This window comes from Rhizobium leguminosarum, assembly GCF_004123835.1.
Classification (GTDB): Bacteria; Pseudomonadota; Alphaproteobacteria; order Rhizobiales; family Rhizobiaceae; genus Rhizobium; species Rhizobium leguminosarum_M.
This window is the reverse complement of sequence record NZ_MZMU01000028.1, coordinates 109,645-128,057: the sequence shown is the minus strand read 5'-3', so window position 1 is coordinate 128,057 and position 18,413 is coordinate 109,645. Positions and strand designations below refer to the sequence as shown.

The following is an 18,413-nucleotide window of genomic DNA, read 5'->3' as shown; positions in this document are numbered from 1 at the left end:
TCTCGACGCAACGGTGTCAGTCGGGCATTCTTATGGATGTTCATTCGGAGTGATCCTGGAAAACTGAGGTGTGGTAACTCCAGTCTCCTAAATCCGCTCCGAATGGACAACCTCCTGAAAGCTCACAGCTAGTTGTCACCGCCGCCTAGCTGACACCGAGAAACTGCCTGAGCTCAGCAGTCTGCGGACTGGTGAAGACGTCCTCCGGCCGGCCTGCTTCATGGACTCGGCCCTGATGCATGAAGACGACGCGGTTGCAGACGTCGCGGGCGAACTTCATCTCGTGCGTCACCATCAGGAGCGTCATTCCCTCGGCGGCGAGTTCGCGCACGACGGCCAGAACTTCGGCGACCAGTTCCGGATCGAGTGCGGAGGTGATCTCGTCGCAGAGAAGTGCTGTCGGCTGCATGGCGAGCGCGCGGGCTATGGCGACGCGCTGCTGCTGGCCGCCCGAGAGCTCGTCCGGATAGGCGTCGAACCTGTGGCCTAGCCCCACCCGCTCCAGCATCTTGTGGGCGGTGGCCTCGGCTTCGGCTTTCGGGGTCTTCTTGACCACGGTCTGCGACAGCATGACGTTGCCGCCGACAGTCAGGTGCGGGAAGAGGTTGAACTGCTGAAAGATCATGCCGACCTTGAGGCGCAGTGCCTTCAGATGGACTTCGTCATCGAGGAGCTGCGCGCCGGCCACGGAGATGGAGCCGTCGGTGATGGTCTCCAGGCCGTTGATGCAGCGAAGCAGGGTCGATTTGCCCGAACCGCTCTTGCCGATGATGGCGATGACCTCGCCGGCCTCCACATCGAGATTGATGCCTTTCAGCACCTCGGTGGTGCCAAAGCTCTTGCGGACTTCAGTGATTTCGATGAGCGACATTGAGCTTCCTTTCCAGGATCTGGCTGCTTTTTGACAAAGGCCAGCAAAGGGCGAAGTAGATGAGAGCGACGAGCCCGTAGACGGTGAAGGGCTGGAAAGTGGCATTGGTGACGACCGTGCCGGCTTTCGACAATTCGACGAAACCGATGATCGAAGTCAGCGCCGTTCCCTTGACGATTTGAACGGAGAAACCGACCGTCGGCGGTATGGCGACCCTCAGCGCCTGCGGGAGGATGACATAACGCATCTGCTGCAGCCGGCCCATGCCGAGGCTGGCGGAGGCTTCCCATTGACCGCGCGCGACCGCCTCGACGCAGCCTCGCCAGATTTCGGCGAGAAAGGCGGCACTCCACAGGGTGAGCGCCAATCCCGCAGCAAGCCAGGCCGGCACGTCTATCCCGAAGAGGCCGAGACCGAAAAAGGCGATGAAGAGCTGCATCAGCAGCGGCGTGCCCTGGAAGAGCTCGATATAATATTTCGCGACTACCCTGAATGCCTTGCGCTTGCTGATGCGTAGGAACAGCAGCCCCAGTCCGACCGCGCCGCCGCCGATGAACGAGACGAGCGAAAGCAGGATCGTCCAGCGGGTGGCGAGCAACAGGTTGCGCAGGATGTCCCAGAGTGTGAACTCGATCATCGTGCTGCTCTCCTCGGGAAAATGAACCCGCCGACCACCCCCAGCAGCTGCCGGAGCAGGATCGCTAGCACTAGGTAGATGGCTGTCGAAACGATGTAGGCCTCGAAGGCGCGGAAGGTTCGCGATTGTATGAAGTTCGCGGCAAAGGTCAGATCCTCGGCGGCGATCTGCGAGACGACCGACGAACCGAGCATGACGATGACCACTTGCGACGACAGCGCCGGCCAGATGCGCTGCAGGGATGGCACGAGAACGACATGCCGGAAGGTTTCGAAGCGCGTCATGGCAAGGCTCTCGCCTGCCTCGAACTGGCCCTTCGGGGTTGCCTGGATGCCCGCGCGGATAATTTCGCAGCTATAAGCGCCGAGGTTGACGACCATCGCAAGGTTGGCAGCCGTCAGTTCGGGAAGCTGGAGGCCGAGCGACGGTAGACCGAAGAAGATGAAAAAGAGCTGGATCAGGAACGGCGTGTTGCGGATCAGCTCGACATAGGTCGCAACGACAGGCTTCAGCCAGGCCGGGCCGAGTGCACGTACCCAGGCACAGAAGATGCCGAGCGATATGCCGAGCACTCCGCCGATCGCGATAAGCTCCAGCGTGATCAGTATGCCCTTGATGATGTCAGGATAATATTCAAGCAGCCAGCCAAATTCGAAATGATAGCTCAAGGAATTGTCCCCTCTTGCGGTGACGGAGCGTCAGGTCATCCCGCGCGCAGGCGCGGGATGACATCCGTAGGACCGGGTCCTTACAGATCCGACGGAAGATCGGCGCCGAGCCACTTCTGCGATATGGCGTTGAGTGCGCCATCGGTTTTGGCAGCAACGATAATGCCGTTCACCTTCTCCAGAAGAGCCGCCTGTTCCTTGTTGAGGCCGATGTAGCAGGGCGAGTTCTTGATGAGGAACTTCATTTCAGGGCGCTTGGGGGGATTTTTGGCGAGGATTGCAGCGGCCACGACGTTGCCGGTGGCAATGGTGTCGACCTGGCCGGACAGGAAGGCCGAGATGGTGCCATTATTGTCCTCGTAGCGCTTGATCGTCGCGTCGGCCGGCGCGATCTTCGTCAGTTCGAGGTCCTCCACGGCGCCGCGCGTAACGCCGATGCTCTTGCCCGCGAGATCTTCCACCTTGGCGATCGAAACATCGGCGGGCGCGAACACGCCATTGAAGAAGGGGGCGTAGGCCGTGGTGAAATCGATCACCTTTTCGCGCTCCGCATTCTTGCCGAGGCTGGAAATGACCAGATCGACCTTATTCGTCTGCAGATAAGGAACGCGGTTGGCGCTGGTGACGGGCACGAGTTCGGTCTTGACGCCCAGTTTTTCGGCAATGAGATTGGCCACATCGATATCGTAGCCCATCGGCGCCATATCGGTACCGACGCTGCCGAAGGGCGGGAAATCCTGTGGGACGGCGACCCGCAGCGTACCGCGCGCCGTGATGTCGGCGAGAGCATCGGCGTAGGACGCGGAGCCGAAGCCGAAGGTTGCAGCCAGGGTCGCGATTGCGAAGAAGACTCGTCTTGTCAGCATGTTTTAATTACTCCTTTGAAGTTGTGGTTTTTTGGGTCTGACAGTTGGGAGACCCGAGGGCCCGGTCTTGGGGGGAGTGACAGGGAACTGCGCAGTTCCGAGAGCGGATCCGGGCGCGTGGTGAGGTCGAGGCCCATTTCCACTTCGTCCAGATGTTCGATAGAGAGCTCGGCAGCTCTGGCGAAATCGCCCGCTTGCATGGCCTCGAAGATGCGGCAATGCCCGTCATGAGACTGTACTGCATGAAATTCAGACTGATAGAGCATCGAAATGAGGATCGTCCTCGCGGTGAGATCGCGGAGGATATCGACAATGATGGCGTTCCCGCTCAATTCTGCGATGCGGATGTGGAAATCGCCCATTAAATAGCTCAGGCGCTGGCGGTCGCCCGCAGCCATTGCGCTTTTTTCCTCGTTCAAATGCGCGTCGAGAGCTTTGCGTCCCTCATCTGTCAGGGCGCGCATGCCGCGCAGCAACCCGGCCTCGATGACGCGCCGTGCCTCATAGACCGCGATCGCCTCTTCAGCGGACGGCTCGACGACAAACCAGCCTCGTCTTGGACTTACATGCACGATGCCGCGTGTTTCCAGGCGCATCATGGCTTCACGAACGCGGGTTCGAGACACGCTGAAGAGCGTTGCCAGCTGGTTTTCGCTGAGACGCGTCCCGGGCCGGATCCTGGCTGAAAGAATCCCGGAGACGATCGTCTCCTCGATGGTCTTCTGCGTGGTCTCAGATGTCTGGCTATCTTGCATACAAGACAGGAAAGCAAAGCTCGTGCCAAAATTCTGCGCTCAGGATTTCCAAGATGTCCCGGATCCCTCCCCCTGGGATTTGCACACTGGGAATGCAAACTGAGCGCAAATTGAGCGAGTGCCCGCAATTCCTTGCAAACCCCGATCAGCGTCGGCCGCCCAAAGCCGACAAAGCCCCTTCCCTATCGAAAAGCTGCTTGCGGCTAGACCGGTTCGGCTTATATAGTCATGATAGTCACTATAGTCAGGATATAGCGAATGCAGCCATCACGACCAGAGGATAAAAGTTGGACAGTCGCCAGTGCGAAGGCCAAGCTGTCTGAGGTTATCGAACGCGCGCAAGCGACACCACAAACGATCATGCGCAACGGTAAACCAAGCGTCGTCGTCGTTTCGGCCGAGGAATGGCAGCGGAAGACCGCGCGCAAGGGCACCCTTGCAGAGTTTCTGATGCAATCGCCGCTGCGTGGCGCCGATCTGGACCTCGAACGTCAACGCGACGAACCGCGTGATCTCCAGCTGTGAGACTTCTGCTGGACACCAATGTGCTTTCCGAGGTGACAAGGCCGCGTCCCGATGCACATGTCCTACAATGGCTGGACAGTCTCGACGAGGATCGCTCGTTCATCAGCGTCGTATCGATCGCGGAGATCCGGCGTGGCGTTGCATTGATGGAAAGCGGGCGGAAGCGCGACGCGCTGGCTGAATGGCTTGCCCAGGACCTGCCGCAGCGCTTTGAGCAGCGTGTCATCCCTGTGGACCAACCGGTTGCGATAGCCTGGGGCGACTTGATGGGGCTCGCAAAGCGAAGTGGACGCGGCTTGTCGTCAATGGACGGCCTGATTGCCGCCACCGCGATTGCTCACGATCTCACCCTCGCCACTCGCAATATAAAGGACTTCGAGGGCTTTGGGATCGAGCTTGTCGATCCTTGGACCGAGCGCCCGTGACGATCCGCAGAGCGGACCGCCACGGGAGCTTTCTTTAAGTTTTGTTTATGCAAATCGTTATCCCAAAACCGCTGCGCACTTTTGGGCGACATGCATTAGTTGAAACTCGAGGTCTTGAGGAATTCGGCCAGCCGTTCGGTCTTCGGATGCACGAACATGTCCTTCGGGTCGCCCTCCTCGCAGATGACGCCCTGGTTCATGAAGATGACGCGGGACGAAACGTCGTAGGCAAAGCGCATTTCGTGCGTGACGAGCAGCATGGTCATGCCGTCGGCGGCAAGCCCCTTGATGACCTGGAGCACTTCGCCCACCAGTTCCGGGTCGAGCGCGGAGGTCACTTCGTCAAACAGCATCAGCCTCGGCGACATGGCGATGGCGCGGGCGATCGCGACGCGCTGCTGCTGACCGCCGGAAAGCTGCCCGGGATAATGGTTCGCGCGGGCGGAAAGGCCGACACGATCGAGCCATTTTTCCGCGATGGCGCGGGCATCCGGCTTCGTCATTTTCTTCACCTTGACGAGGCCGAGCATGACGTTTTCAGCGGCGCTCATATGCGGGAAGAGGTTGAACTGCTGAAACGCCATGCCGGTCAGCGCACGCTGGCGTGCAATCTCCTTCTCGCTCTTGCGACGCCGCGTTGCGCCTTCGGCGTGGTAGCCGATCTCCTCGCCGTCGAGGCTGATCGTGCCGCCCTGGAACTCTTCGAGCATGTTGATGCAGCGCAGCAAGGTGGTCTTTCCGGAGCCGGACGAGCCGATGATGGAAATGACTTCGCCCTCCTGCACGGCGCAATCGACGCCCTTGAGGACTTCGTGGATGCCGTAAGTCTTGCGCAGACCCTGGATGTCGAGAATGGTCTTGGCCATCGGGGTGTCTCCTCAGGACGGCAGGGCGGTCTTGCGCTCGACATATTTGCCGAAGTGCTCGATGCCGTAGTTGATGATGAAATAGAGACCACCGGCCAGGAAATAGAACTGGAGGCTCATGAAATTGCGGGAGATGATCTCCTGCGTGCGCAGGAGAAGCTCCGCGACGCCGATGACGGAGAGCAGCGTCGAGGCCTTCACCATCTCGGCCGCCGTATTCACCCAGGCCGGCAAGCACTGGCGCATAGCCTGCGGCCACAGCACCGAGGTGAAGGTCTGTGTAAAGGTCAGGCCGATCGCCTTGGCGGCTTCGGTCTGCCCCTTCGGAATTGCCTGAAGCGCCCCGCGCACGATTTCGCCGACATGGGAGGAGCAGAAGATGGCAAGGGCGAGCACGCCGGCAGAGAACGGCCCGAGATCGAGGCCGACGGCGGCGGAGACATAGTAGCTCGCCAGCACCAGCACGAGCACCGGCGTGCCACGGATGATATCCGTATAGGCGCGCACGGCCAGACGCAAAACAACGCCGCCATAGACGAGCGCCAAACCGACGAAAACGCCGAGTATGGAACCCGCGAGGATGGCCAGCAGGGAGATCGACACGGTCACGCCGATGCCGTTCATGATGACGTATCGGGCGATCCAGAGTTGTTCGAGAAAAGTGTGGGACATCAGGTCTATCTCGGCAGGGCCAGACGGCGCTCGACAAAGCGCATCACGGCGGCGATGAGGAAACAGGCCGCGACATAAAGGGCAGATGTGACCATCCAGGTTTCTATGACGCGGAAGCTCTCGACATTGATCTTGCGGGCAGCAAACGTCAGTTCGGGCACGGCGATGGCGGCGGCGAGCGAGGTGTCCTTGAAGAGCGAGATGATCGTTGAGGACAGCGATGGCAGCACGTTGCGCAGCATCAGCGGAGCGATGATGGAACTGCGGATCTGCATCCCCGTCAGGCCGATGGCAAGCCCCGCTTCCGTCAGTCCTCTTGGAATAGACAGCAGCCCGGCGCGGAACACCTCGGCCAGATAGGCGCCGGAATAAAGCGACAGAACCAGGACGAAGCTTTTTATCTTGTCGAGGCGCAAACCCATCTGCGGCAGCGCGAAAAAGACGAAAAGCACCAGAACGAGAATCGGCAGGTTGCGAATGACAGTGACATAGACCCGCGCCGGCACGACCGCAAAACGGCTTTTGGACGTCAGCGCGAAGGCCACCACAAGGCCGATCGCTGCCCCGATCAGGATCGAGATCACCGCAAGGCCGAGGCTGAGCGCAAGCCCGCTCAAAAGAAAATCGAAATTGCGCCAGACGGCAGCGAAATTCAACGTGTAACCCATACGGGCCGCCCTTTCAGACCAGAGCATGATGCCGAAAAGTCTGAGCGGTTTTCGGACGACGTCATGCTCTCACTCTTAAATGCGGAGCGGGAAACATGTCCCGCTCCACATGGCTGTTACTTGAACTCGACCGGGAAGCCGATCTGCGGCGGAGTCAGATCTTTGCCGAACCAGGTCTTGAAGGACTTGGCGTAAAAGTCGAATTCGACGCCGGTCATGGCCTCGTGCAGGGCGGTGTTGACGAAGTTCAGCCAATCCTGATCGCCGCGCTTGACGGCGCAGGCGTAGGTCTGCGGATTCCAACCGTAGCCGGCATCTTTGTAACGGCCCGGATTCTGCGTCATGTACCAGGCAAGCGACGACTGGTCCGTGGCGACAGCATCGGCGCGTCCCGATTCCAGCGCCTGATAGATCAGGTCGACGGAATCGTATTGGTCGACGGTCGCCTCCGGCAATGCGGCATGCACCATTGCCTCGGCGTAGACGTTTTGGAGAACCGAGATGGTAACGGAGGAACCGGCCGCCTTGAGGGCTGCGTAGTCGGCATATTTGCCATCCGCCTTGAGCATCAGGCCGACACCCTCGCGATAATAAGGAATGGTGAAGGCAACCTGCTGGGCGCGTTCGCCGGTAACCGTCATGAACTGGCAGGTGATGTCGACTTTGTCGGTGGTGATGTTCGGGATGCGGGCGTCGGAGGACTGGTTCACATACTCGATCTTTTCAGGATCGCCGAAGAGCGCCTTGGCGATGATGTGGCCCATGTCGACGTCGAAGCCCTGAAGCTTGTCGTCGGCGCTTTTGAAGTGCCAAGGCGCATTGGTGCTGCCCGTGCCGAGGACGAGATGGCCGCGGGCCAGCACTTCATCGAGCTTGCTGCCGTCGGCCAGCGCAGGCGTGGACAACAGAGCGGCGACGGCCAGCGACATCACGCCGGTGCGAAAGGAAATGGTCATGGCGTTCCCCTTATGGATTGTTCCTATTGTTCCAGTATAATGGACGCGTGTCTGTTTTACTGGAACAACGTTATGAAGTGCCATCAAGGATGAATTGTCAATGGGTCATGCTGAAAAAACGCGCAGTGGTGCGCGTGGTGATTTTTTCGGCAGTGCAGCATTGCTCTCTTGTTTCAGAGGCTCAATCATGCCCTTCCCGCTCAATGACCTGAGGGCCATGCTGAGGGCGCAAGATGCGGTCCTTGGAGCGAGCGCCTAGGATCCGGCGCCTTACGCGTTTGCGGTCGCTGCGCGGATCAGTGAACCCGCCGCCTCGCCGGCGGCTTCCATATAGGTCGGGTCGCGATGCAACAGAACGACGGCGAACGAGCCATCGAGCAGCAGGACGATCTGCCGGGCGAGCTGCGGCGCTTCCGTCTTGATTCCGGCCGCCTCGAACGTCACCCGCAACCAGGCCTCGACCCTCTTCTTGTGTTCAATCCCGACCTTCATGGCTGGATGGCCAGGCATATTGGCGAGTTCCACAGAGGTGCGCAGGAAGCCGCAGCCCTTCCATTTCGGATGGCGGGCCGCGCGGGCGAGATTGCGAAAGATGCCTTGCACCTTATCTGCCGGTTCGCCCGTCGTTTCCGCATACCAGCGTTTGAACAGAGAAAGGTTGGGCTGATCGCGCGCCTCCAGATAGGCCCCTATGAGGTCGTCCTTGCTGGCGAAATGGTAGTAAAGGGTGCGTTTTGTGACGCCGGCCTCTTCAGCCACCGCATCGACGCTGACGCTTCTGATGCCCTCGTTGTAAAACAGCTTGGCGGCGGCCGAGATGATGCGTTCGCGCGTCGGAATTGCATGTGAGGTCATGCCGCTATGTATACCGACTAGTGAATATACACAAGTATCGGCCGGCGGCATACTTCTCCTGACGCAGCATAGCGGAAAGGAAACCGAATGGCCGACACTGTTTTGATCGACAGCCGCGACGGAATCGCCACCGTCACTCTCAATCGCCCGGAAAAACTCAATGCGCTGAATTACGCCTTGATAGACCGCTTGCTGGCGATCCTCGACGCCATCGAAACCGACAGTTCAATCCGGGCGATCATCCTCACCGGCGCAGGCGAGCGGGCATTCTCGGCGGGCGGCGATATCCACGAATTCTCGGAAAGCGTGACGCAGGGCGCCGATGTCGCGATGCGCGATTTCGTCGCGCGCGGACAGCGATTAACTGCGCGGCTGGAAGCCTTCCGAAAACCCGTCATCGCCGCCGTCAACGGCCTTGCCTTTGGCGGAGGCTGCGAGATCACAGAGGCTGTACCCCTCGCCATCGCCAGCGAACGCGCCTTGTTCGCCAAGCCCGAGATCAATCTCGCAATGCCGCCGACCTTTGGCGGAACGCAGCGTTTGCCGAGGCTGGCCGGGCGCAAGCGCGCCCTCGAATTGCTGTTGACGGGCGACGCATTCTCCCCGCAGCGCGCCCTCGAACTCGGCCTTGTCAACCAAGTTGTCCCGCATGACGCTCTCATGCCGGCCGCCCACGACCTCGCACGGCGCATTCTGCGTCATTCACCGCTGGCGGCGGCGAGCATTCTGACGGCGGTGACGCGCGGCATCAACCAGAGTATTGCGGAGGGGCTGCTGATCGAAGGCGAACAATTCGCCCGCATGGCGCCAACCGCCGATTTGCGCGAAGGGCTCGATGCCTGGATTGAGCGTCGCAAACCGAGCTATCCCGGTTCGTGATCGCTCGATTGACGCACAGCGGGCATCGTGGCTGATTGCGGGAGCCAACCACCAAGTTGCGTTGATCAAGACGCGTCGTGACGACGACAGGCCTCACCCGCTTTTCAATTGTGCCATTGCCAGCAGCGTGTCAGCGCTTATCGTCGCCGAGCCGGTTAGGATCGAAAGTGCCGTCGAGGTGGTGCCTGTGCCGTTGGCCATGTCATACATGGCGGTGAAGCGTTTGATCAGATCGTCGACTTTTTCCGGATCCGACAGATCCTCGATGTCGATAAAATTGTCGATCATCTCGGCTTGCTTGTCGACGTCCATGTTCGAGACGTAACTAGACAGGTTGAAGCTCGTCGTAAAAAACTCGAAGAGCGCGCTATCACCCAGAATGTCGTAGGCGCTCGAGATCTCCGGCGCCTTGCGCTGGAAGTAGAGGGCAAGGCGCACCCCGGTGTTGCTGTCGCCTTGATCATCCTCGAGCGTCAGCCTGACATAGGCGTCGATCGTCTCCAGCACGTCGCCGCGCTGCTGCACCGTCCCGGTCGGATCAGCTGAAATATTGCCGTCCTGATCGAAATTGAACGCGCCGACGAGTTCGGCGAAACGATTGTCGTCCAGCTTGTTGACGTAACTGTCTTCGTCGTCGAGATCGGAAGAAAACATCTTCTCCAACGCGTCCGACGTGACATCATCAGGATCGAGCCCCTTCGCCTCGAGCACGAAGGAAACCAGACGATCGTCGGCCAGGAATTCGCTGGCCGTGGTGATCGTCGCCATCTGCTCGCGAAAATAGGTAATCTCCTCGTCCGCCGCGTCAGTCGCTTCCGTCAGCTCGTCGCCTTCGAGATATCGGATCTTGTCCTGCTTGTAATAGGCGGCATAGTCGTCGACGACGGATTCCGACATGGCCTGCAGCGGAACGGTCACGTCGCCATTGCTGTCGAAGTTGAAGGCTTTGCGAAAGGCGACGAACCGGTCATCGTCGAGGCTGTTGACATAGCTCTTCGAGTCCGAGGGATCACTTTCGAGAATTTTCCGGACCTCGCTTCTCGAAACGCTGTCCGGGTCTATGTCAAAGGCTCGCAACGCCATTTCCCACAGTTCCGGGAGATCGTCGTTGTCGTCATCGTCGTCGTCATCATTTGATACCAGGAAATCATCGATCGAGGTGACGCTGGCGATGCGCGTCGTATAGTTGTCGACGGCGTCTTCAGTGTCGGTGTTGGCGATCAGCACCTCATAATTCTCATCGAAGGCCGCCGTGGTGGCGGCGGTCTGTTCCGATGTCTGGGCCGTATCGCCATCGGCAAGCGCACCGTCCTCATCGAAATTGAAGGCATCGTGCAGCTCGGACAAGCCGATCGCGTCGGCGAGATCAGCGCTTTTCAGCGCCGCGGAAATGAAGTTATCGGTCTCGCTATCGGTAAGCCCATAGGCAGTTCTCAGATAGGAAACCAGTTTGTCGTCGCTCATCAACTCATCGACGGAGGTGATGTTTCCGATTTGCGCAGCGAAGTAAGTGTCATAGGCCTCCCCGGTATCCGAGGAAGCGATCGTCGCCGAGGCCACCGCATAAGCGCTTGCGACCAGCGAGAGCTGATCTTCCGACATCAGGTCGCCGTCGGTCGAGCCATCCTCGTTGAAGTTGAAGGCCTTCGCCAGATTGACATAGACATCATCGTCGAGCTGGTTGACGAAACTATCGGCATCGTCGAGATCGCTCGTCAAAACACTCTTCAGGAAGCTGGTCGAGGTGTATTCGGTGCTGAGACCGAAAGCGGTCAGCACATAGTTCTTCAGCTTCGAGCTCGACAGGAGATCGTCGACCGAGGTGATCGACGAGATATTCTCTTCGAAATAGTCCGTCTCGTCGGCGATGTCATCCGCCTCGGCGTCGAAGGACCCCTCATAAGCATCGAGCAGATTGTCTCGCTGCACGTCCGATTGCGCCGTCTTCGTCTCGCCGGCGAATTTGAAGGCGGCGGCGAACTCGGCATAGCGGGTGTCGCTCAAGCTGTTGGCGAAGCTCGATGAATCGCTGAGATCGCTCTCCAGCACCTTCTTCATGAAGGCCTTGGCATATGTCATGTCTTCAAGGCCGTAGGCCTTCATGGCATAGGAATAGAGCTTGTAATCGCTCATGAAGTCATCGACGGTCGTGACCTTGTCGATGTTTTCCTTGTAGTAGGCGCTGTCGCGGGCAACCGTTGCCTGTGAAGCCACGTTCGAGAGGCTGGCGTTCAGATTTCGCGCGACCGTAAGATAGCTTACATAGGTAGAAACCAACGTGTGTCCCTTTCATAGGCACGGCGGTGCCGCGCGAAAGCCTGCCGGCAGTCACGGGTGAAAATTTTCATCTCTGCGGGAATGTCGTCGCCGGTCATGGCGAAGCGCAGCCACCTACATGTGGCCGAATCAATTTAATAGAACTCTATAGTTCTATAATTCATCCAATGCGGAATTGGAAGCGAATGTCAACGGATCGCGTTTTGCCGGACAAAGCGCGAGGAGCGAATCTGACAGATTGCAAACGCGTTTTAGGCCGCGCCGACGCCTGCGGCAAAGATGGCAATGCAGCGGCGAAGATGGGCAAACAGTCCAGCCCGATCGGGCCAGGCCTGCGCGCGCCCTTCCGGCGGACCCATGCCGCCGAGGATCATATCCATCAGCATCCGGGCGCCGCTCGCCGTATCGTCCAGCGTCAACCTGCCTTCCGACCGGCGTTCGCCCAGCCAGTCGGCGAGATGCTGCCGGCTGGCAAGCATGCCTTCGCGCTGCAGGATATCGACAAGTTCGGGAAATTGCGCCGCTTCGCGAAAGACGAGCTGCAGGAAGCCGGTGCGATCCGCATCCTTGTCCTCATCCATATCGATCATGAAAATGCGCTCGAGGCTCGCGGCAATCGAGATATCTTCGGCAGGCCTGGGCAGATCGAGCATCAGGCGCCGATGCGCGCCGACCACGGCGGCAAACAGCTCTTCCTTGCTCTGAAACAGCTTATAGAGGGTCTGCTTCGAAACGCCCGCCTCGGAGGCGACGATCGCGGTCGTGCTTCCGGCATAACCGTATTTGACGAAAACGCGGCCGGCGACTTCGACGATATGCGCCCGCTTGTCCTCGTCGCTGGAAACTTTCGGCCGCCCCCGCTTGCGCGGCTCGTCCGTAGGCTCGTCGATAATATCCATGACGGTCTAGACCACCCTGCCGAAACACGTGCCGACGACCTGAGAACGTAGACTACGATTTCTGAGGGGCAATTTTTTCGGTTGTGGCATTAGTGATTTCGATTTAGAGAACTCATCAGTTCTGTAATGCGTTGCATCCTCACCCTCCTAGCGATGGAGCGCTTATGACGACCATTTCCGCTGCAACATCAGTCTCTTCCTATTCCTATAGCAAGCACCCGACATCCGCGTCCGAGGAGATCCTATCCTCTAATACGGTTTCGTCGGCAAAAGCAACCAAAAGCGGGCAGCTCGATGAAGACACGTCCAGCAGCGCCGACAAACTCCTGTCCCAGCTGATGACGCTGTCGATGAACCGCTTCTCCGATCAGTCGTCCTCCGGCGAGGACGAGGGCGGCGGTGAAGGCATGGACGTTGCCCAATTGGACAGCGATGGCGACGGCTATGTGAGCAAGGCCGAGTTCGTCGCGGCCCGGCCGTCCGACGTGACGGAGGATCACGCCAACACGTTTTTCGATAGCTTCGACAGCGAAAGCACGGGCTCGCTATCGGTCGATGCGCTCGCCGAGGCCATGTCCGCTCAGCAGTCGCAACGCCCCGGCGGACCGCCGCCGCCGCCCGTAGAGGATGACGATCTTGCATCCCTGCTCTCCGATCTCGATACCGATGGCGACGGCTCCATCAGCAAGGACGAGTTCGTCGCAGGCCGGCCGTCCGATGTGACGGAAGACCAGGCCGGCACGCTTTTCGACAGCTTCGACAGCGAAGGAGCGGGTTCGCTATCGGTCGATGCGCTGACCGAGGCCATGTCGGCCGAGCAGTCGCAGCGTTCCGAAGGACGGCCACCGCCGCCCGCAGAAGACGACCAGTCTCAATCCCTGATCTCCGATCTCGATACGAATGGAGACGGGCTCGTGACATTGGACGAGTTCATGGCAGGCAAGCCCGAGGACGTCACCGCAAGCCAGGCGAGCCAGCTCTTCGATCTGCTCGACACATCCGACACCGGTTCATTGTCCGTACAGTCCGCGGGCTGACGGCGGATACGGAGCGTCGCCATTGCAGTTGCTGGAGAACTGCAATGAGACGATCTGAAAGCGGCCCGGCAGTGGAGCCGGCAGAGCCCTCATCCGGGCCGCTCCTGAAATACTGAAACGTTGGTGTGCCGCCACAGGCGCACAATACTAGCGCGCGGATGAGCCGAAGCGCCTATCGCCATCACGGGGTCAGTCCAGACAATCAGATCATCGACCGGTGTCGGCCTTGCCCGGCGCCAGCGATGTCGTGCGCCCGCAATCCGGGCCCTGGAAGCCTGTCGTCACATGGCATGTTCCCAAACCATAAGGAATCGAGCCATGAGCATTTTTGGAAGCATGAAAACCGCCGTCTCCGGCATGAGTGCACAGGCAAACCGGCTGAGCACGGTTTCCGACAATATCGCCAACGCGAACACCACCGGCTACAAGGCCGTTTCCACGTCCTTTTCGTCGCTGGTCCTGCCGTCTTCCTCGGGCAATTACAATTCGGGCGGCGTTCAGACATCCGTGCGCCAGGCGATTTCCCAGCAGGGCGACATTTCCTATACGACTTCGGCCTACGACCTGGCGATCTCGGGAGACGGGTTCTTCATCGTGGAAAGCGCCGACGGCACGCCTGTGCTCACCCGGGCCGGCGACTTCTCGGTCGACAGCGACGGCAATCTCGTCAACGGTGCCGGTTTCACGCTCATGGGATATTCCTATGATTCCGGCGTGCCGGCTGTGGTCGTCAACGGCTTCGACGGCCTGGTGCCGGTCAACGTATCCCAATCGGGCCTGAGCGCCGTCGCTTCGAGCAGCGCCTACTTCAGCGGCAACCTGAACTCCGAAGCGACCGTCGTCACGGATACGACGACGCTGCCGAGCGCCAACACGGCAAGCGTCACCGACGACACGCAAAAGATGTCGCTGGTTGCCTATGACAGCCTCGGCGGCACCGTCCAGTACGACTATTACTTCACCAAGACCGGCGTCACGACGGATGCGAGCGGCGCGGTCACCGGCAGCACCTGGGAGGTCGCGGTTTACCGCAATGCCGATGCAGCCACCGGCAGCACAACATCCTTTCCCTACTCCTCCGATGCCGTGAGCGTTGCAACGCTCTCCTTCGACGCCGATGGCCAGCTGACCTCCGCAACCGACACCGACATCGTCGATCCGGTGACGGCAAAGACGGTCACCATGGACTATTCCGACTTTACCCAGCTTGCCTCCGACTTCTCGGCGACGGGCTCCGCAGACGGCCAGGCCGCAAGTGCCGTAAGCTCGGTGTCTATCGGTGCGGACGGCGTGGTGTCGGTCTCCTATGCGAACGGCGCAACAAAGGCTCTTTATCAGATCCCTCTTGCAACGGTCGCCAGCCCGGACAATCTGACGCTGCTCAGTGGCAATGTCTACAGTGCCAACGGATTGTCCGGCGTCACGGTCACCGGCTTCCCGCAGACGAACGGGCTTGGCTCCATCCAGTCCGGCGCTCTCGAAAGCTCGAACGTCGATCTCGCCGGCGAACTGACGGAGATGATCGAGGCGCAGCGCAGCTATACCGCCAATTCCAAGGTGTTTCAGACCGGCTCCGATATCATGGATGTCCTCGTCAATCTGAAACGATAGGGAGGGCGCCGGCATGTCGCTCACCTCCGCCTTGAACAGCGTGCAAAGTATTTTCAACAATACGGGCCAGCAAAGCAGCGTCATTTCGACGAATATCGCCAATGTCGGAAATTCCGATTATGTGAGACGGGAGGCGTCGGTTACGACGTCTCTTTCCGGCGCCCAGGTCGTCAGCATCAGCCGGGCGCAGGAAACTGCGCTGCTTGCCCAGTATCTGCAAACGAATGCCAAGGACAGCGCCCAGCAGACGCTGATGACCGGCCTCGAAAGCTTGAAGTCGCTGGTGGGCGGCAATGACTACGAGACCTCGCCGAGTACCTATCTCACGGCATTCCAGCAGGCGCTTCAGACATTCGGCACGTCGCCGAGCAGCACGACATCAGCGCAATCGGCCGTGACCGCCGCGCAGGATCTCGCCAATTCGCTAAATACCGCAAGCGACGGTGTCCAGTCGATCAGAGCCGAGGCGGATGCGGAGATCGCCACACAGGTCTCCACCCTGAATACGCTGCTGTCTGAGTTCGAGGCGGCCAACAATGCGGTCAAGCTGGCGACATCGACCGGCGCCGATACATCCTCGGCGCTCGACGAGCGTGAAAAGCTCCTGAAGCAGATCTCATCGATCGTCGGCGTCACCTCCGCCGTACGCCACAACAACGATATGGCGCTCTACACCTCGGACGGCACCGTGCTGTTCGAGACCATACCCCGCGCCGTCACGTTCGCCTCGACGGCAACCTACGTCGCCGGAACGGAAGGCAACTCCATCTATATCGACGGCGTTGCGCTCGACGCCGGCGAGGGATCGACGACGAGTGCCTCGGGCAGCCTGCAGGCGCTGCTGCAGCTTCGCGACGAGATCGCCCCGACATTCCAGGCCCAGCTCGACGAGATCGCCAAATCGCTCGTCCAGATCTTCTCGGAAACCGACGGCAGCACGAGCGCCCCGGGACTTTTCGTGTGGACCACGGCGTCAGGCGCAACCGGGGGAACACCTGCGGCTTCCGACGATACGACAGGGATCGCCTCCACCATCTCGGTCAATCCAGCCGTCGTCACCAGCGAGGGCGGCGATGCGACGAAGCTGCGCGATGGCTCCATCAGCGGCATCACCGATCTCAACACCTCGGGAGACAGCGGCTTCTCGGACAATCTCGACGCCCTGTATGAGGCGCTGACGGAACAGCGCTCGTTCTCGTCCGACGCCGGTCTCTCGACGACGCAAAGCCTGACGGACTACGCCAGCGCCTCTATCGGCTGGCTCGAGCAATATCGAAGCGACGCCACGTCGGCCTCCGAAACCACGGCTGCCGCCTTGTCGCGCTCCGACGAGGCCTATTCCAACGAAACCGGCGTCAACCTCGACGAGGAACTGACACTGCTTCTCGACATCGAACAATCCTACAAAGCGGCGACAAAGATCCTGAACGTCATCGACGAGATGTTCCAGTCGCTCCTCGACATAGCGAGCTAGTCATGAAAGCATCTTTTGTCTCATCATCGGCGATGCAGAATGTTTTGCGGCTCACCATCAGCCAGTCCCAAAACAAGCTGCAGCAGGCCTCGACGGAAGCGACCACAGGAACCTACGCCGATATCGGCGTATCACTCGGCGCCGGCGCTGCAAAGTCGATCAATCTCACCAGCGCCATCGCCCAGGCCGCCTCGTTCAAGATGAGCAATGCCGTCGTCGAATTGCGCATGAACGCATCGCAAACCGCCCTTTCGAGCCTCAAGGATGCTGGCGACAGCCTGGTCTCGAACCTGACCGCGCTCCAGGCGAGCCAGGATACGACGAGCATCGCCGTTGCACTGCAGACGGCGAGCGCCACGATTTCGCAGCTGGTCTCGACGGCAAACACGTCGGTCAATGGCGAATTCCTGTTCGGCGGAACGAACCTCGACAGCCAGCCTCTGACCGATCAATCCTCGGCGGTCTCGGCTACGATCGTTTCGGCGCTGAGCGATTATGCAACCGGTCTCGGAAAAGACGTCAGCGAGTTGACGGGCGAGGAAATCGGCAGCTTCATCACCGACACAGTCGAGCCGATGTTCTCCGAGAGCGCCTGGACGGACGCTTCCGAAGGCTGGTCGGCCGCTTCCAGCACCAACATGACGAGCCGGATCAGCGGATCGGAAACCATCACCTCGTCGACCAATGCCAATTCCGAAGGCATGCGCTATCTCGCGCTCGCCTCCGTCGTCGTCTCCGCCCTCTTCGGCCAGGATCTCAGCTCCGACGCGCAGAGCACCGTCGCATCCAAGGCGATCGCCTATGCGGCGCAGGCGACCTCCGGGATCGTGACGCAGCAAAGCGAACTCGGCCTCGCCCAGGAACGGCTCGAAAAGGCAAATGACGCGCTCGACGCTCAATCCACTCTGCTTCAGGGAAATCTCGTCGATCTCCAGGGCGTGGATACCTATGAGGCCTCGACGCTCGTCAACCAACTGCAGACGCAATTGGAAACGGCCTACACGCTCGTGTCAAAACTCCAGAGCCTGAGCCTGGTCAACTATCTCTGACGGATTGAAAAATGCGGGAACTCAAGCAGTTGCAAATACCGGCCCTGGCGAAGGAGCCCAACACGGCGTGTTCCGAAATCGTGGCGGAGGCGGCCTTCGCGCTTGCCTCCGGCATCATCGATACGATCCCCTTCGTCGGCAGCAAACTCGACGAGCAACAGACGCGGGCATGGCCGCGATCGGGTGTCTTCACGGATGACGGCGTCGAGATGACCGGTACGCCCCCTGAAATATTCGAGCTTTGCGAACTGCTGGCAGCCCACATCGAGAAAGGCACGTCATTCGACGTTTTCGAGGTTTTCCACAAGATTGCACGCATCGACCGGCTGATCGACTGGCGCCACGGCGCAGTGCTGTCACCAGAACCTCATCCGATAACGCATTGACAGAAGAGGCAAAATGCCTTCCCAATGGCGACGCGAT

The 18,413-nt window shown here is 59.8% G+C and carries 20 protein-coding genes; 8 read left to right on the top strand and 12 right to left on the bottom strand.

Annotation, left to right across the window (positions count from 1 at the left end):
* Positions 1–145: 145 nt before the first annotated feature.
* From B5P46_RS34190 to B5P46_RS34170, 5 genes are all read right to left on the bottom strand, one after another.
* Positions 146–871: an amino acid ABC transporter ATP-binding protein gene (locus tag B5P46_RS34190; protein WP_129422583.1), complete on the bottom strand. Its 726-nt coding sequence runs from the start codon at positions 869–871 to the stop codon at positions 146–148.
* Positions 849–1,508, bottom strand: a complete 660-nt coding sequence (locus B5P46_RS34185) for an amino acid ABC transporter permease (RefSeq protein WP_129422582.1) — start codon at positions 1,506–1,508, stop codon at positions 849–851. Before B5P46_RS34185 ends, B5P46_RS34190 begins: the two co-directional genes overlap by 23 nt.
* Entirely contained in the window at positions 1,505–2,176 is a 672-nt protein-coding gene (locus B5P46_RS34180; protein WP_129422581.1) for an amino acid ABC transporter permease, read from the bottom strand. Before B5P46_RS34180 ends, B5P46_RS34185 begins: the two co-directional genes overlap by 4 nt.
* Before the next feature lie 80 nt (positions 2,177–2,256).
* Positions 2,257–3,042: a transporter substrate-binding domain-containing protein gene (locus B5P46_RS34175; protein ID WP_129422580.1), complete on the bottom strand. Its 786-nt coding sequence runs from the start codon at positions 3,040–3,042 to the stop codon at positions 2,257–2,259.
* Positions 3,036–3,797 carry a GntR family transcriptional regulator gene (locus tag B5P46_RS34170; protein WP_129422579.1) on the bottom strand — a complete coding sequence of 254 codons (762 nt, stop codon included), beginning with the start codon at positions 3,795–3,797 and terminating at the stop codon, positions 3,036–3,038. The genes B5P46_RS34175 and B5P46_RS34170 overlap by 7 nt, the downstream gene beginning before the upstream one ends.
* Positions 3,798–4,055: 258 nt before the next feature.
* Here B5P46_RS34170 and B5P46_RS34165 point away from each other — a divergent pair, with 258 nt between their 5' ends.
* A complete protein-coding gene (locus tag B5P46_RS34165; protein ID WP_017991284.1) occupies positions 4,056–4,322 on the top strand; it encodes a type II toxin-antitoxin system Phd/YefM family antitoxin in 267 nt (88 codons plus the stop codon).
* The gene (locus B5P46_RS34160; RefSeq protein ID WP_129422578.1) at positions 4,319–4,747 is read left to right on the top strand and encodes a type II toxin-antitoxin system VapC family toxin; all 429 of its coding nucleotides are present in this window, start codon (positions 4,319–4,321) and stop codon (positions 4,745–4,747) included. Before B5P46_RS34165 ends, B5P46_RS34160 begins: the two co-directional genes overlap by 4 nt.
* Positions 4,748–4,842: 95 nt before the next feature.
* On the opposite strand, the gene B5P46_RS34150 is transcribed toward B5P46_RS34160, so the two are convergent.
* The 5 genes from B5P46_RS34150 to B5P46_RS34130 all read right to left on the bottom strand — a co-directional run bounded on the left by B5P46_RS34150 (position 4,843) and on the right by B5P46_RS34130 (position 8,764).
* Positions 4,843–5,613, bottom strand: a complete 771-nt coding sequence (locus B5P46_RS34150; protein WP_129422576.1) for an amino acid ABC transporter ATP-binding protein — start codon at positions 5,611–5,613, stop codon at positions 4,843–4,845.
* 12 nt (positions 5,614–5,625) lie between these two features.
* Complete coding sequence (locus B5P46_RS34145) at positions 5,626–6,285, bottom strand: amino acid ABC transporter permease (RefSeq protein ID WP_011648868.1); 660 nt, start codon at positions 6,283–6,285, stop codon at positions 5,626–5,628.
* Between the two features lie 5 nt (positions 6,286–6,290).
* A complete protein-coding gene (locus B5P46_RS34140) occupies positions 6,291–6,953 on the bottom strand; it encodes an amino acid ABC transporter permease (RefSeq protein ID WP_129422575.1) in 663 nt (220 codons plus the stop codon).
* Between the two features lie 116 nt (positions 6,954–7,069).
* Positions 7,070–7,909: a transporter substrate-binding domain-containing protein gene (locus tag B5P46_RS34135; protein ID WP_012755573.1), complete on the bottom strand. Its 840-nt coding sequence runs from the start codon at positions 7,907–7,909 to the stop codon at positions 7,070–7,072.
* Positions 7,910–8,179: 270 nt separating this feature from the next.
* On the bottom strand, positions 8,180–8,764 hold the full coding sequence (locus tag B5P46_RS34130; RefSeq protein WP_164986604.1) for a TetR/AcrR family transcriptional regulator: 585 nt from the start codon (positions 8,762–8,764) through the stop codon (positions 8,180–8,182).
* 87 nt (positions 8,765–8,851) lie between these two features.
* Here B5P46_RS34130 and B5P46_RS34125 point away from each other — a divergent pair, with 87 nt between their 5' ends.
* Complete coding sequence (locus tag B5P46_RS34125) at positions 8,852–9,643, top strand: crotonase/enoyl-CoA hydratase family protein (protein WP_129422573.1); 792 nt, start codon at positions 8,852–8,854, stop codon at positions 9,641–9,643.
* 93 nt (positions 9,644–9,736) lie between these two features.
* Here the strand turns inward: B5P46_RS34125 and B5P46_RS34120 are convergent, their stop codons facing one another.
* Both B5P46_RS34120 and B5P46_RS34115 read right to left on the bottom strand, forming a co-directional pair.
* Positions 9,737–11,920 carry a DUF1217 domain-containing protein gene (locus B5P46_RS34120; protein ID WP_129422572.1) on the bottom strand — a complete coding sequence of 728 codons (2,184 nt, stop codon included), beginning with the start codon at positions 11,918–11,920 and terminating at the stop codon, positions 9,737–9,739.
* 251 nt (positions 11,921–12,171) lie between these two features.
* Positions 12,172–12,819: a TetR/AcrR family transcriptional regulator gene (locus tag B5P46_RS34115; RefSeq protein ID WP_129422571.1), complete on the bottom strand. Its 648-nt coding sequence runs from the start codon at positions 12,817–12,819 to the stop codon at positions 12,172–12,174.
* Between the two features lie 164 nt (positions 12,820–12,983).
* Here B5P46_RS34115 and B5P46_RS34110 point away from each other — a divergent pair, with 164 nt between their 5' ends.
* The 5 genes from B5P46_RS34110 to B5P46_RS34090 all read left to right on the top strand — a co-directional run bounded on the left by B5P46_RS34110 (position 12,984) and on the right by B5P46_RS34090 (position 18,376).
* A complete protein-coding gene (locus B5P46_RS34110; RefSeq protein WP_129422570.1) occupies positions 12,984–13,856 on the top strand; it encodes an EF-hand domain-containing protein in 873 nt (290 codons plus the stop codon).
* Positions 13,857–14,174: 318 nt separating this feature from the next.
* Positions 14,175–15,467 (top strand): flagellar hook protein FlgE, encoded by a 1,293-nt coding sequence (locus B5P46_RS34105; protein WP_003550208.1) that lies wholly within the window; start codon positions 14,175–14,177, stop codon positions 15,465–15,467.
* 13 nt (positions 15,468–15,480) lie between these two features.
* A complete protein-coding gene (gene flgK, locus B5P46_RS34100; protein WP_129422569.1) occupies positions 15,481–16,941 on the top strand; it encodes a flagellar hook-associated protein FlgK in 1,461 nt (486 codons plus the stop codon).
* 2 nt (positions 16,942–16,943) lie between these two features.
* Positions 16,944–17,990, top strand: coding sequence for a flagellar hook-associated family protein (locus tag B5P46_RS34095; RefSeq protein WP_129422568.1), 1,047 nt, complete (start codon positions 16,944–16,946; stop codon positions 17,988–17,990).
* A gap of 11 nt (positions 17,991–18,001) precedes the next feature.
* Positions 18,002–18,376 (top strand): hypothetical protein, encoded by a 375-nt coding sequence (locus B5P46_RS34090; protein ID WP_129422567.1) that lies wholly within the window; start codon positions 18,002–18,004, stop codon positions 18,374–18,376.
* The last annotated feature ends 37 nt before the right edge of the window (positions 18,377–18,413 follow it).

Bases quoted from the DNA above. Each gene is read 5' to 3' on its own strand.
- B5P46_RS34190 (WP_129422583.1), bottom strand. From the start codon at position 871: ATGTCGCTCATCGAAATCACTGAAGTCCGCAAGAGCTTTGGCACCACC.
- B5P46_RS34185 (WP_129422582.1), bottom strand. From the start codon at position 1,508: ATGATCGAGTTCACACTCTGGGACATCCTGCGCAACCTGTTGCTCGCC.
- B5P46_RS34175 (WP_129422580.1), bottom strand. From the start codon at position 3,042: ATGCTGACAAGACGAGTCTTCTTCGCAATCGCGACCCTGGCTGCAACC.
- B5P46_RS34170 (WP_129422579.1), bottom strand. From the start codon at position 3,797: ATGCAAGATAGCCAGACATCTGAGACCACGCAGAAGACCATCGAGGAG.
- B5P46_RS34165 (WP_017991284.1), top strand. From the start codon at position 4,056: ATGCAGCCATCACGACCAGAGGATAAAAGTTGGACAGTCGCCAGTGCG.
- B5P46_RS34150 (WP_129422576.1), bottom strand. From the start codon at position 5,613: ATGGCCAAGACCATTCTCGACATCCAGGGTCTGCGCAAGACTTACGGC.
- B5P46_RS34145 (WP_011648868.1), bottom strand. From the start codon at position 6,285: ATGTCCCACACTTTTCTCGAACAACTCTGGATCGCCCGATACGTCATC.
- B5P46_RS34140 (WP_129422575.1), bottom strand. From the start codon at position 6,953: ATGGGTTACACGTTGAATTTCGCTGCCGTCTGGCGCAATTTCGATTTT.
- B5P46_RS34135 (WP_012755573.1), bottom strand. From the start codon at position 7,909: ATGACCATTTCCTTTCGCACCGGCGTGATGTCGCTGGCCGTCGCCGCT.
- B5P46_RS34130 (WP_164986604.1), bottom strand. From the start codon at position 8,764: ATGACCTCACATGCAATTCCGACGCGCGAACGCATCATCTCGGCCGCC.
- B5P46_RS34125 (WP_129422573.1), top strand. From the start codon at position 8,852: ATGGCCGACACTGTTTTGATCGACAGCCGCGACGGAATCGCCACCGTC.
- B5P46_RS34115 (WP_129422571.1), bottom strand. From the start codon at position 12,819: ATGGATATTATCGACGAGCCTACGGACGAGCCGCGCAAGCGGGGGCGG.
- B5P46_RS34110 (WP_129422570.1), top strand. From the start codon at position 12,984: ATGACGACCATTTCCGCTGCAACATCAGTCTCTTCCTATTCCTATAGC.
- B5P46_RS34105 (WP_003550208.1), top strand. From the start codon at position 14,175: ATGAGCATTTTTGGAAGCATGAAAACCGCCGTCTCCGGCATGAGTGCA.
- flgK (WP_129422569.1), top strand. From the start codon at position 15,481: ATGTCGCTCACCTCCGCCTTGAACAGCGTGCAAAGTATTTTCAACAAT.
- B5P46_RS34095 (WP_129422568.1), top strand. From the start codon at position 16,944: ATGAAAGCATCTTTTGTCTCATCATCGGCGATGCAGAATGTTTTGCGG.
- B5P46_RS34090 (WP_129422567.1), top strand. From the start codon at position 18,002: ATGCGGGAACTCAAGCAGTTGCAAATACCGGCCCTGGCGAAGGAGCCC.